Annotated in this window: 15 protein-coding genes and 1 pseudogene; 2 read left to right on the forward strand and 14 right to left on the reverse strand. The window is 64.9% G+C overall.

The features are described from left to right. Positions 1 to 243 (forward strand): annotated as a pseudogene (locus U1E69_RS04705) (glutamate--cysteine ligase); the annotation flags it as partial. A gap of 155 nt (positions 244 to 398) precedes the next feature. Here U1E69_RS04705 and plsY read toward each other — a convergent pair. The 12 genes from plsY to U1E69_RS04765 all read right to left on the reverse strand — a co-directional run bounded on the left by plsY (position 399) and on the right by U1E69_RS04765 (position 8,925). Continuing rightward, a complete protein-coding gene (gene plsY / locus U1E69_RS04710) occupies positions 399 to 1,010 on the reverse strand; it encodes a glycerol-3-phosphate 1-O-acyltransferase PlsY (protein ID WP_322243197.1) in 612 nt (203 codons plus the stop codon). Between the two features lie 3 nt (positions 1,011 to 1,013). Next, positions 1,014 to 2,288 carry a dihydroorotase gene (gene pyrC, locus U1E69_RS04715; RefSeq protein ID WP_322243198.1) on the reverse strand — a complete coding sequence of 425 codons (1,275 nt, stop codon included), beginning with the start codon at positions 2,286 to 2,288 and terminating at the stop codon, positions 1,014 to 1,016. 62 nt (positions 2,289 to 2,350) lie between these two features. Beyond that, the gene (locus U1E69_RS04720; protein WP_322243199.1) at positions 2,351 to 2,875 is read right to left on the reverse strand and encodes a hypothetical protein; all 525 of its coding nucleotides are present in this window, start codon (positions 2,873 to 2,875) and stop codon (positions 2,351 to 2,353) included. Further along, positions 2,872 to 3,315, reverse strand: a complete 444-nt coding sequence (locus tag U1E69_RS04725; protein WP_322243200.1) for a hypothetical protein — start codon at positions 3,313 to 3,315, stop codon at positions 2,872 to 2,874. Before U1E69_RS04725 ends, U1E69_RS04720 begins: the two co-directional genes overlap by 4 nt. A 129-nt stretch (positions 3,316 to 3,444) precedes the next feature. Further along, the gene (locus U1E69_RS04730; RefSeq protein WP_322243201.1) at positions 3,445 to 3,621 is read right to left on the reverse strand and encodes a hypothetical protein; all 177 of its coding nucleotides are present in this window, start codon (positions 3,619 to 3,621) and stop codon (positions 3,445 to 3,447) included. A gap of 274 nt (positions 3,622 to 3,895) precedes the next feature. After that, entirely contained in the window at positions 3,896 to 4,444 is a 549-nt protein-coding gene (locus U1E69_RS04735; protein WP_322243202.1) for a hypothetical protein, read from the reverse strand. Next, positions 4,441 to 5,037, reverse strand: a complete 597-nt coding sequence (locus U1E69_RS04740) for a hypothetical protein (RefSeq protein ID WP_322243203.1) — start codon at positions 5,035 to 5,037, stop codon at positions 4,441 to 4,443. The genes U1E69_RS04735 and U1E69_RS04740 overlap by 4 nt, the downstream gene beginning before the upstream one ends. Then, positions 5,034 to 5,996, reverse strand: a complete 963-nt coding sequence (locus tag U1E69_RS04745) for an aspartate carbamoyltransferase catalytic subunit (RefSeq protein WP_322243204.1) — start codon at positions 5,994 to 5,996, stop codon at positions 5,034 to 5,036. The genes U1E69_RS04740 and U1E69_RS04745 overlap by 4 nt, the downstream gene beginning before the upstream one ends. 128 nt (positions 5,997 to 6,124) lie before the next feature. Next, positions 6,125 to 6,667: a molybdenum cofactor biosynthesis protein B gene (gene moaB, locus U1E69_RS04750; protein WP_322243206.1), complete on the reverse strand. Its 543-nt coding sequence runs from the start codon at positions 6,665 to 6,667 to the stop codon at positions 6,125 to 6,127. Between the two features lies 1 nt (position 6,668). Further along, entirely contained in the window at positions 6,669 to 7,298 is a 630-nt protein-coding gene (locus U1E69_RS04755) for a LysE family translocator (protein WP_322243208.1), read from the reverse strand. Next, positions 7,298 to 8,089: a uracil-DNA glycosylase gene (locus U1E69_RS04760; protein ID WP_322243209.1), complete on the reverse strand. Its 792-nt coding sequence runs from the start codon at positions 8,087 to 8,089 to the stop codon at positions 7,298 to 7,300. The genes U1E69_RS04755 and U1E69_RS04760 overlap by 1 nt, the downstream gene beginning before the upstream one ends. A 44-nt stretch (positions 8,090 to 8,133) precedes the next feature. After that, positions 8,134 to 8,925: a protein-disulfide reductase DsbD domain-containing protein gene (locus U1E69_RS04765; protein ID WP_322243210.1), complete on the reverse strand. Its 792-nt coding sequence runs from the start codon at positions 8,923 to 8,925 to the stop codon at positions 8,134 to 8,136. A gap of 129 nt (positions 8,926 to 9,054) precedes the next feature. On the opposite strand from U1E69_RS04765, the gene U1E69_RS04770 reads away from it, so the two are divergent. Then, positions 9,055 to 9,615: a YqgE/AlgH family protein gene (locus U1E69_RS04770; RefSeq protein ID WP_322243212.1), complete on the forward strand. Its 561-nt coding sequence runs from the start codon at positions 9,055 to 9,057 to the stop codon at positions 9,613 to 9,615. Between the two features lie 173 nt (positions 9,616 to 9,788). Here U1E69_RS04770 and U1E69_RS04775 read toward each other — a convergent pair whose 3' ends face one another. Beyond that, on the reverse strand, positions 9,789 to 10,925 hold the full coding sequence (locus tag U1E69_RS04775; protein ID WP_322243213.1) for a DUF4238 domain-containing protein: 1,137 nt from the start codon (positions 10,923 to 10,925) through the stop codon (positions 9,789 to 9,791). A 25-nt stretch (positions 10,926 to 10,950) separates the two neighbouring features. Next, the coding region (locus U1E69_RS04780) for an aldehyde dehydrogenase family protein (RefSeq protein WP_322243214.1) at positions 10,951 to 12,511 on the reverse strand (1,561 nt) is incomplete at its 5' end.

The raw sequence follows: 12,511 nt of genomic DNA on the forward strand, positions 1-12,511 counted from the left end.
GCCGCCTCGGTCTCGGCCCTGCCGGCCGCGGCGGGGGGGGTGAAGCTTCTCGATCTTGCCCGCGCCGCGGTGGGTCTGTCCCATGCCGGTCTGGTGGCGCGGGGCCTGGGTGAAGAAGTGCAGCTTCTGCCGCTGGTCGAAAGCCTGAAGACCGGACGCGTGCAGGCGGACAAGTGGCTGGACCTTTACAACGGCGCCTGGGGCAAAACGCTCACACCGCTGTATGAAGCCGCCTCTCTCTGACGCCTCCTCGTGCGCCTTCGGCTTCTCGTCGGGAGTGCCCGCGCGAGGAGTGACGAAGTCATCGACGAGCCGCCCAAAGGCGTCACCGGACGGTAAACCCGTGAAGGCACGTCATTGATTTCGTGACATCCGACGTCCCACCCGCCTGTGGACGCTCAGGCCTTTTTCTGCCCGATCCGAGGCTCGGTCCCCGCCTTGACCCGCTTCAGGTTTTCGGCGTGACGGACGTAGATCAGAATGGTCAGGATCAGCGCCAGCAGGAACAGGCTGCCGTCGGTCAGGAACATGATCCACAGCCCCGAGCTTGCCGCTGCCACCAGCGCCGCAATCGACGAGATGCGGCCGACCGCGGCCGTCACCAGCCAGGTCAGGCAGACCGCCGCCCCGACCATCCAGTCCAGCGCCAACAGCAGTCCCAGGAACGTCGCCACCCCCTTGCCGCCCTTGAAGGCGAGCCAGACCGGAAAGAGATGCCCCAGGAACGCCGCCAGTCCCGCGACCTGGGCTGCATCCTCGGCCAGAAGCCAGCGCGCGACCAGCACTGCCAGCGCTCCCTTGCCGCCGTCCAGAAGCAAGGTCGCCAGCGCCGCCTGCTTGTTCCCGGTCCGCAGCACATTTGTGGCCCCGATGTTCCCCGACCCGATCTGCCGCAGATCGCCCAGCCCCAGCGCCCGCGTCACCAGGATGCCGAAGGGGATCGAGCCCAGAAGGTAGCCCAGTAGGGCGGTCAGCAGGAGCATCCCCTGCGAGGTCACGATCTCAGGCATGGCTCACTCTTCCGCCGCAAAGACCCGGGTCCCGCCGACCCAGGTCGCCAGAACCTTACCTTCCATCCGCGCGCCGTCAAACGGGGTGTTCTTCGACTTGGACCGCAACTTGAAACGGTCCATCAGGAAGGGCGCGTCGGGATCGAAAAGGACAAGGTCTGCCGGCGCGCCCAGAGCCAGCCGACCCTGCGGCAGGCCCAGCCGGTTGGCCGGGTTCAGCGACATCGCCCGGAAAAGGGCAGGCAGATCCAGGTGACCGGCATGATAAAGCCGCATCGCGGCGGGCAGGAAGGTTTCCAGCGCGACGGCGCCGGCGGCGGCGTCCTCGAAGGGCAGACGCTTTGATTCCTCGTCGGCCGGGGTGTGGAACGACGAGATCACGTCGATGGTCCCGTCGGCCACCGCCGCGACCATCGCCAGCCGGTCCTGTTCCGACCGCAAGGGGGGCGTGAACTTGAAGAAGGTCCGGTAGTCGCCGACGTCAAACTCGTTCAGCGTCAGGTGGTGGATCGAAGTCCCCGCCGTGACATCCAGCCCCGCCGCCTTTGCCCGGCCCAGCGAAGGGAGCGATTTGGCCGTGGTGATCTGGTCGGCGTGGTAGCGAACGCCCGTCATCTCGACCAGGGCCAGATCCCGCTCCAGCCCCATCCGTTCGGCCATCGGCGACACGGCCGGAATGCCGCGCAGGCTGGCAAACTTGCCCGACGTGGCCGAAGCCCCCGCCGACAGCCCGGGGTCCTGCGGATGCCCCACGACCAGCGCGCCCAGCGACTTTGCGTAGGCCATCGCCCGGGTGATCGCCTTGGCCTCGGTCGAGACACGGAAGACGTCGAAGAACGCAATCGCCCCGGCATCGCGCAGAAAGCCGATCTCGGTCATCTCGCGCCCGTCGCGGCCCTTGGTCAGGGCGGCCATGTGGCGGATGCGGACCGGTGCCTCGGCGGCGCGGCGGGTGACGAATTCCAGCGTTTCGGGCGTGTCGATGGCGGGGTGGGTGTCGGGCCGGGCGATGATCGTCGTGACCCCGCCCGCCGCCGCCGCCGCCCCGGCCGAGCCAAAGCTTTCGCGATGCCGCTCGCCCGGTTCACCGATCTTGACGCCAAGGTCGACGATCCCGGGGGCAAGGCACTTGCCGCCGCAGTCCACCTCAGTGGCACCCTTCGGCGCTTTTTCGTCGCGGGCCAGGATCACCCCGGCCTTGACCGTCAGGCTGCCGAAGGCATCCGTCCCGGCCTCGGGGTCGATCAGGCGGGCGTTGGTGAAATGGGTCGTGGTCATGTCCGGTCCGTCCGAAGGTCCCGCCCGATATGCGACGGCGCGGGGGGCTTGTCCACTGGAACTCACCCCAGCGCCAGCCAGATCGCGGCTCCGGCCACCAGGGCCAACGCTAGACCCAGCAGCACGAACGCCAGCGTCGGGCGCTGGGGCAGGGCGGTCGGGGGCGTGCCGGTCAGGACGCCGTCGGCAGCGGTGGTGGGCAGCGGTTCGAAATGGACCGGCGGAAGCGCCTCCTGGTAGGTGCCGACCAGCGACAGGCGGGGGTCCAGGGTCAGGGTTCCCTCGCGCCCATGCAGCGCTTTCGACCGCAGGATCACGATGGGGCCCCGGATGGCCTGAAGCATGCCTCGGTCAGCATCCAAGGTGCTGTCGGGCACCCCCAGCCCTTCGGTCAGGTAGCCTGCAAGGCCGATGTCCGACAGGTCCGCCACGTCGAAAACCTCGACATGGGCCGGGTCGAGGTCGGGGTCGCCAAGCAGCGCGGGAAGAAGCCTGGCCTTGTCGCGCTGCATGTCTTCGGGCGAAAGGGCGGCCCGGAAGACGCGGACGCCCAGAAGGTCACGGGCCGGGATGGTCAGCCTGGTCACGTCCGGCCCCCGCCAATGCGGGCCGCCGTCGCCGACGGGTCGGCCTGGTACTTGATCAGATGTCGGTCGCCCGTGGTGGTGGTGATCTGCACCGCCCCCAGGAAGGGCCGCGCCGACCGGATCTGCCCGCGCGGGATCACCCGCCCACCGGGGCCCAGAAGGCGACGGTCGGTCAGCCGCCAGACCTCGGTCAGGGCCTCGGACGCAAGGTAGGCCGCCCGCGCCCCGATGGCGAGCATGGCCCCGAACGGCCCGGCGACGGGATAGGGGTTGCCCTGCCATAGCAGAAACAGCCCCGCCGCCGTGCCGAGGACAACGGCCAGGATCAGATGTCCGCGCCAATAGGCCACGCGGTCGGCCCCGAATTCGGCCTCTACCCTCTCGCCCGCCTGCAAGGGCGCGGCGTGGCCGTGGATGCTGTCCGGCTCGATCCGGGCCATCAGGCGATCCAGACGATGACGATGGTGAATATGGCGATGAAGACCAGGACGGCGGTGGCCACCATGCCTCCCTGGCGCATCTCGGCTTTGGTCGGCTTGCGGTCGGGGTCGGGGGTCATTCTTTCACCTTCACGTCGGCCTTTCGCCCTTGGCGTCATGCCGCAGGAGAAGGTCTTGCACCCTGCAGGGGTCGGCATGGTTCAGGAAGCCGACCTCGACGATATGCCGTTCCCATGTCCCGGTCGACCGGTCCTTCCGCCGCACGGTGTTGTGGCCGAAATAGACCTGCCCGGGACTTGTGTCCACCAGCCGCAGGGTCCGCATCGTTGCAATGGCAGAGGTGCGCAGGGACTGCACCCCGAAATGCCGGTGGCGATGAAGGCGCGTTTGTTCGTCAGCGTCTGGACCGTGCGGCGGTGGCCCCCAGCGTCCTGTGGCGGCCAAACTCCCAGTGCAGGCCCCTGAACGGGCGCGCCCTGCCATTCGATCTGTTCGTCCGCCGCAAGACTGCCGTCCCAGCTTGCCGCCGCGTTCGCGTCCGACGCACGCACCGCGCGGCTGGCTGGGGTCGGCGAGGAGGTCATTCCGTCTTGCCCTGCAGGTCGCGGATCATCCCGAACACCTTTTCCCCCTCGGCGATGTTCTCGAACCCCGCCTTGGTGGTGCCAAGGTCGCCGTCCGAGTCGCGTTCGACGCGGGCATGCAGCCAGACCGTGCTGGCGCGCGTGCCGCGTTCCAGTTCCAGCGCGGTGGAGGGCAGGATCGGATAGACCTTGAGGCTGGGAAAGCGCCCCGTGCGCTGGACATAGGCCGCGCGGGTGGTCAGCACATAGCGGACATCGCGCGAGGCAGTGCGGGCCTCGATGATCGGGCCGAGGACGAGGAAGGCCCCGAAGGCAGCGAAGGGTAGGGAGAAGGCGGTGGTGACCAGCGCGTTGCCCCCATCCGGGAGGTCTGCGGCCTGCGGATAGAGGAGGAGGCTGTAGCAGAAGAGCGCAACGCCGATCAGCAGGAACGGAAGCCCGAAGAGCATCAGGAAGGACGTCAGTCGTCGGCGGTGGAGGCCGGGGACGGGGGCGCCCTCCCAGAGGAGGGTTTCATTGGGGTGGAGGGGGAGGGGGGTGGTCATTTTATGCGGGTTTGTATTTCGCGAAGCAGACGATACGGGATGTCCGGGTCTGCAAGCTTTCTGAAGACGACCATTTCCTCGTCAAATGCGTTGGACCCTTCGTCGCTCTCGCCTTGAACCATGCGGCTTAACCCGATTTCACCGCCTGGCCCGGGACTGTAGGACACCCAGAGTTCTGCATGGATTGGGACGCTTCGAACCACCGTCCTTCCTCCAAGTGTTCTGCTCAACAAGGCACGTCCTTCCGTGATCGCGTAGCTCTCGGTTCTGATCGACCGGCGATCCCGCAGGGATGACATCGAGGTGCGAGTGGCGACATAGAGGATAAGGGCGGCGGCAATCAGGAACACCCAGGCGAAAATGTAATCCGGTGCACAAGCCCGAAAGGCAGATCGACAACTTGGACTGCTGACCGGAAGCAGATCCACACCCTTTGCGATCGCTGCCGCACTCATCCCTAGCGCGAAGACCCATCCGGCAGCAAAGTCCGCATTGTGCCAAATGCTCGTTTCTGGGTCCTGTGGTCGTCCGGACCAGAGCACGGTTTCGTTCGGGTCGAGGATATCGGAGAACCAATCCTGTCCTTCTCTCACGCCATCATCCCCACGATCTTCCGCCCCCGCTCGGCCCGCAGGTTCCGCGCCAGAAGGTCCATGCAGGCCATCCGCACCGCGACCCCCATCTCCACCTGGTCCTGGATCACCGACCGGTTGATGTCGTCGGCCAGATCCCCGTCAATCTCCACCCCCCGGTTCATCGGGCCGGGGTGCATCACGATGGCCTCGGGCGAGGCGTAGGAGAGCTTCTCGGCGTCGAGGCCATAGCGGTGGTAGTATTCGCGCTCCGACGGGATGAACCCGCCGTCCATCCGTTCCTTCTGCAGCCGCAGCATCATCACCACGTCGGCGCCCTTCAGCCCCTCGCGCATGTCGTCGAAAAGCTCGCAGCCAAAGTCCTCGACGCCCGAGGGCATCAGCGTCGGCGGGGCGATCAGGCGGAGGCGGTTTTCCATCTTGCCGAGAAGGATCAGGTTACTGCGGGCCACGCGGCTGTGGGCGATGTCGCCACAGATGGCAATCGTCAGGCGCTGGATGCGACCCTTGGCGCGGCGGATGGTGAGGGCGTCAAGGAGGGCCTGCGTTGGATGCTCATGCCGTCCGTCGCCCGCGTTCAGGACCGCGCAATCCACTTTCTGCGCCAGAAGGTTGACGGCCCCGCTGGCCCCGTGGCGGACGACCAGCAGGTCCGGGTGCATCGCGTTCAGGGTCATCGCGGTGTCGATCAGGGTTTCCCCCTTCTTAACCGAGGAATTCGCGACCGACATGTTCATCACATCCGCCCCCAGCCGCTTTCCGGCCAGCTCGAACGACGACTGCGTGCGGGTGGAGTTCTCGAAGAAGAGGTTGATCTGCGTCATCCCCGCCAGCACGTCGGACTGCTTGACCGTGCGGCGGTTCATCTCGACATAGCGTTCAGCAAGGTCGAGGACGGTGGTGATCTCCAGGGGGGCAAGATGCTCGATCCCCAGCAGATGCCGTGCGCGGAAGGCCATGTCTGTCCCCTTGTCCGGTTTCCCCCTCTATCGCAAAGGCCGGGGGGCGCGGCAAGGGAAAGGCTCGTCGATGACTTCGTCACTCCTCGCGCCCGTCCGACGAGGAGACGAAGTCGAACGAGGAGGTTTCACTTGCGCTTCAGATGCTCTTCCAGCCGCGGCATGATCTCGACGAAGTTGCAGGGCCGGTGACGGCTGTCGAGCTGGGGTTTCAGGATCTCGTCCCAGGCATCGCGGCAGGCGCCCGGGCTGCCGGGCAGGGCGAAAAGATAGGTGCCGCCCGCCACGCCGCCCGTGGCCCGGCTTTGCACCGCGCTGGTGCCGATCTTCTGCATCGAGACGATGGTGAAGACGGTGCCAAAGGCTTCGATCTCTTTCTCATAGACCTCGCGGTGGGCCTCGACCGTCACGTCGCGCCCCGTCAGGCCGGTGCCGCCGGTGGTCAGGATCACGTCGACTGCAGGGGCGGCGATCCAGGTCTTAAGGCGGGCCACGATGGCAGGGCGGTCGTCGAGGACAATGCCCCGGTCGGCCAGCACATGCCCAGCCTCGGTCAGCCGGGCGACCAGGGTGTCGCCGGACTTGTCCGTCTCGGGCGTGCGGGTGTCGCTGACGGTCAGGACAGCAATGCGGACCGGGTGGAAGGGCAGGGTGTCGTCGATGCGGGACATTTCAGTTCCTTGGCATGAGCGCGAGCCGCAGGGCCAGAGCTCCAAAGATCGTCGCGCTGATCCGGCCCAGCCACTTCGCCAGCCCGGCTGAGCGAGCAATGCGCTGGCCGATCGACCCGGCAAAGATCCCCACGGCCCCATTCACGACCAGACCGCCCAGCGAAAAGACCAGCCCAAGGGTCAGGAACTGCGGCAGGATCGCGCGGGACGGGTCAACGAACTGCGGCAGGAAGGCCAGGATGAAGAGGATCACCTTGGGGTTCAACAGGTTGACCATCAGCCCTTGGCCGAAGGCCTTGGCCGCAGGGACGGGCGTCACCTGCGCCTCGGCTGCGAAGGGCGAGGAGCGCAACGCGGCTAGTGCCAGCCACAACAGGTAGCCGACACCCAGCCAGCGGATCGCCTCGAAGGCGGCAGGGTGGGCCGCGACCAGTGCCCCAAGGCCAAGCGCTGCCAGCAGGGTATGCACCATCCCGCCACAGGCGATCCCGAAATTCGCCGCCATCGCGGGCCGCCAGCCGGACTTGAGCCCCTGACCCAGGCAGAACATCATGTCCGCCCCCGGCGTCAGGTTCAGCGCAAGGCCCGCGGGAATGAAGGCCAGCAGAACAAGGGGATCGACCGGCAGCATCAACGCAGCCTTGCTTGAAGGGACAGAAGGTCCGCCCAGGCCTCGCGCTTGGCCGAGGGGTTGCGCAGAAGGTAGGCCGGGTGGGTCATCGGAAGCAGGGGCTTTCCAAGCGCTTGCGACCAGGCGCCCCGCGCCCGCAGGATGCCCTTGGTCCCGGTCAGCGCGAAAAGCGGCGTGTTGCCCACCACCACGATCACCTTCGGATCGACCAGAGCGATGTGACGCTCGACAAAGGGCAGCATCATCGCGATTTCCGCCGGTTCCGGGTCGCGGTTGCCGGGGGGGCGCCAAGGCATGACATTGGTGATGTAAAGTGCAGTCTCGGCATTCTGGCTGGTGCGGGACAGGCCGATTGCCGCAAACATCCGGTCCAGAAGCTGCCCGGCGCGCCCGACGAAGGGTCGGCCCTCGCGGTCTTCCTCGGCACCGGGAGCTTCGCCCAGGATCAGGACCCGGGCCTGGGGGTTGCCGTCGGAGAAGACGGTACTCCGCGCTCCCTTCTTCAGGTCGCAGTGATCAAAGGCGGTCAGCGCAGACTGCAGGGCCCCCAGTGTCGGTGCCTGCTCCGCGAGGGATTTGGCCACGGCCACCGGGTCTGCCGCACCTGGTGCCGAGGGCAAGGCAGCTGGCAAGGACGCCTTTGCAGACAAGGGCTTCGGCGCTTCGGCGGACAGCTCGTAGCGGTTGAGCGGAGCATCAAGGATGGTCTCGTCCGCGCCCGCCTCGACCTGCCAGGCCAGCGCCGCCAAAGCGGCATGCCAATCCTCGGCGATGTTGGCGGCGATTCCCATGCGGCAAGACTAGGGCCCCTCTGGCCCCGCCACAACCCGACGGCTCAGGGCGCGGGGCAGCCGATGACCTCGACCGCGCCGTTGGCGGCCAGGATGGTCATGGTTATGCCGGAACGGTCCAGCGCGAAGGGTTGTCCGCTGGGGGGGACAAGTTCGGTCATGCTGATCAGCTCGCCCCCCCGGCGTTCGGTGACGGCCTCGGCCACCCAGACCTCGCGGTCGGCAGTCTCGAAGGCCACAACCTCTGGTCGGCCGGGGTCGGGCATCCGCACGGTGGCGGTCACGCGCAGGCCGTCCGAGATCGGATCGACCAGGCAGGCGACTCCGGTCACCCCGGCCTCACCCGCGGTGGCGGCGCGCTTGGCAAGGGCGGTCCGGATTTCGGGGTCCGGCCCGCCGGGCGGGGACAGGTCGGAGGTCAGCGACAGGCTGGCCGGCAGGCAGATTTCGTCGCAGACCCCAAGCTCGACATCCACCGAAAGGCGGACCGGCCGCGCGGGGTCCTGTGGCGTGATTTCCACCGGCAGAACAAGATGTTCGTGGTAGCCGATGGTCTGCATCCCGTTCAGCTCGAACACCTTGGGGGCGGGCCAGTGGATGCGGACGGACTTCACGTTTTCGGACCCCGACCAGTCGAATGTCGGCGGAATCCCCGCATCACCAGGGCTGCGCCAATAGGTCTTCCAGCCGGGGGCAAGCTGCATCTCGACCGCGGCCATATGCGCGCCATTTTCCATTTGCCATCCGGGCCTTAGCTGGGCCGACAGGACGTCGTCCTGCGTCGTGGCAAGGGCGGGGGAGGCTATGAGGGCAAGGGTGCAGGCGCATTTGATCATGGGGGGAACATAGGTAAAGCCGGGCGGTTGGGAAATCACTTTGCGGCGAAGCGTCGTGAGCGTGACGTTTTCGCCATTGTCTAAGCGTCGCGTGGCGTTATCTTTCAATGACTTGCACAGGAGGTTCCGATGGACCTTTCCGGCCAGATCCTGATCGCCATGCCCGGCATGGCAGACCCCCGTTTCGAGCGCAGCGTGGTGCTGCTTTGCGCCCATTCGGCGGAGGGTGCGATGGGGCTGATCGTCAACAAGCCCTTGGAAGAACTTAGTTTTTCTGGGCTATTGGAGCACCTGAATATCCCGGTCGCGCCAATGGGCCGCGAGATCCTCGTGCATTTCGGCGGGCCGGTGGAGCGGGGGCGGGGGTTCGTCTTGCACTCCTCCGACTGGGAACGGGGCGGGGCCGAGGGCACGATGAAGGTGCCGGGGGGCCTGGAGATGACCGCGACGATCAACGTGCTGGAGGCTTTGGCCTCGGGCGGCGGTCCCGGTAAGGCCTTGCTGGCGTTGGGATATTCCGGCTGGGGGCCGGGTCAGCTGGAGGCCGAGATCGCGCGGAACGACTGGCTGACCTGCGACGCTCCGGAGGGGGTGCTGTTCGGGGCGGATGACGGGGGCAAGTGGTCGGCAGCGCTGCGGGGGATGGGGATTGATCCTTTGACGTTGAGTGCGGCGGCGGGGCGGGCTTGAGGCGGCCGCAAGGGATTCCGGGTAAGGGGTTGGGAACGCTGGGTTAATCCGGGGGATTTCGGGCTGGGTGGGGGTATGGAAGGCGTATGGAAAGCGTATGGCTTCCGTACATACGCTCGGGTGGGTGGTGAGGCGTTAACCTTGTTGGGCGAATCGGGCACGGGTTACACGAGTTATCCGAAACGCTGTGCATGCAGCGTGAGCGGCTTAGCTTTGTTGGCCTTCATGCGCGCAGCGTAGTCCTTGCAGACCTCATAAAACTTCAGATTTCGAAAGTATCCTCCTGACGATCTAGTATCGTCATAACGGGGATGAAGCTTGTATTTGAGGAATCTTGCATGAAAGTTGGATCTTATTGGGAGGAACTGGAAGGAGATAAGCCTGGATGTACGAAAGTCATACGGATCACCTTCATTCCATCTTTTGTATCTCTCGTGAGTTCCAACGTAGTCTTCCTCCAACGTAAACTCGGCGAATTTTACTCTTTCTGACAGCCTATCCTTTTCAAATGATCTGAGATAGCCAATGTCAACCGCATCGGCATTCTGAAAATAAAGCGCGTCACTGCAATTGAGAAACTGAAGTCTATTGAACCTATTCACCTCCTCCGCAGAGAGGTAGACCCTACCTTGGGCGTTTTCCGACACGGAGTAAATGCCGTGATCGTACATTAGCAGTGCAGTCTGCGGGTCTAAAGGGAAGGCAATCATTAACCCAGAGTTTGAAAGGCCAATCGAATGGGGAACTCTGGATTGCTCACCTGCTTTATTAAATAGAACGACAGGGTCGTCTGAAGTCACAAAACTGCAGGTGCTTGGAGCCTTTAGGATCGTTGTCCAAAGGTCATAAATATAGGGATACATTCCGATAGCCATTTTGCTCATGGAGATATGGTCCATTGGCGGCATGCTGTCTATTTCGGAAATTACTCCATCAGGCAGTTCTCTTCCGATCCGCCTCTTTGCTTCGAGGTGTTGTTCAAATCCAAGTCTCCTTGCGCCTTCTGTGCGAAATCGCTGCAACATAAGGAATAGAAGGAGCATTTCATAATTTGTCTCGGACAGCGAATTTGCCCCATGGGCCGCAACTTGGTTGAGGATTGGGGAGCACGCGGATTCCATGGATGTGAAAAGGGAGTCGATAGAGTCCCCTTTCCCATAGTAATAGGGTTTCGAGCACTGATCACTTATGGACGCAGAACGAATGGTAGCTCCATTTCGCAACACATGCATTTCAATGGATTTTTGGTTGCGCGAAAAGCGCCGCAAATAGAATTGTGGAACGAAGTGCTGGTTCTTATTGGTTGGCATCTATTGGCAGTCGCTAGTTACTCCGTCACTCCCCATACGGCACCCAGACGGTCTTGACCTCGGTGGCCTGAGACAGGAACTCCCGGCCTTCGCCCTCGGGGCCCATCCAGTTCCGCGCCTTTCCGTGGTTGACCCAGGTGCGTTTCAGGTTGGCGGCCGCCTCACGCTCGATGAGGGCGGAGAGGGGGTGGGAGGAGAAGCTCCACACGGCGTCGACGTCCATGTGGCCGGCGAGGGATTTGGCGAGGTCTTGAGGTGGGCCGGTGACGATGTTGACGACCCCGGCGGGGACGTCGGAGGTGTCGAGGATCTGGTAGAAGTCGGTGGCCGACAGGGGGTGCTGGCCGGGGACGAGGATCACCGTGTTGCCCATCGCGATGGCGGGGGCCATGAGGGAGATGAGGCCGAGGAGGGGGGCCTCGTCGGGGCAGAGCGCGCCGATCACTCCGACGGGTTCGTTCATCGCGAGGGCGATGCTGCGGATGGGGACGGATTTGGCGTGGCCGTCGTATTTGTCGGCCCAGGCGGCGTAGGTGAAGAGGCGTTGAATGGAGGTGTCGACCTCGGCCTGGCCGGGTTTTCCGGTGAGGTCTTGGAGACGCTGGGCGAACTCGGAGTGCCTTGCGGAGAGGTTTTCGGCGATGAAGTAGAGGACCTGGGCGCGGTTGTAGGCGGTGGTTTTGGCCCAGCCTTTGGCGGCGTGGGCGGCCTCGACCGCGTTCCTTATGTCCTTGCGGTTGCCGATGCCGACATGGCAAAGGAGTTTGCCTTTGGGGCTGTAGATGGGTTGCGAGTAACCGGAGTCCGGGCGGGCCTGTTTGCCGCCGATGTACATCTTGGCGGTGCGGTCGAGGGTGTCGACTTGGGGGTCTTGCGGGGCCGCTGGGGTGGGGGCGGGTTTGAGGGCGGCGGGTTTCTGGCTGGGTTTGAGGTAGGCCATCAGGCCCTCCCATCCGCCCTCACGCCCGAAGCCGGATTCGCGGACGCCGCCGAAGCCTGCGGCGGCGTCGAAGAGGTTGGTGGCGTTGACCCAGACGACTCCGGCTTTCAGCTTGGGGGCGATGTCGAGGGCGAGGTTGATGTTCTCACTCCACACCGTCGCGGCGAGGCCGTATCTGGTGTTGTTGGCGAGTTGGACGGCTTCTTCGGGCGTGCGGAAGGTCATGGCGACGAGGACGGGGCCGAAGATTTCCTCTTGCATGAGGGGGGAGGCGGTGCCGAGGCCCGTGATGAGGGTGGGAGGGTAGAAGGAGCCTGCCGTGGGGAGGGGGCAGGGGGCCTGGTAGTGGTCGCCCTCGGGGTTTTCTTTGACCAGTCGGGTGATGGTGTCGAGCTGGATCGGGTCGACGATGGCGCCGATGTCGATGGCCTTGTCGAGGGGGTCTCCGATGCGGAGGCCGTCCATCCGGTGTTTGAGTTTGGCGTAGAAGCGGGGGGCGATGCCTTCCTGGACGAGGAGGCGGGAGCCCGCGCAGCAGACCTGGCCCTGGTTGAACCAGATCGCGTCGACGAGGCCCTCGATGGCAGAGTCGAGGTCGGCGTCGTCGAAGACGACGTAGGGGGATTTGCCGCCGAGTTCGAGCGTG

The organism is Tabrizicola sp. (assembly GCF_034366665.1).
GTDB lineage: Bacteria > Pseudomonadota > Alphaproteobacteria > Rhodobacterales > Rhodobacteraceae > Tabrizicola.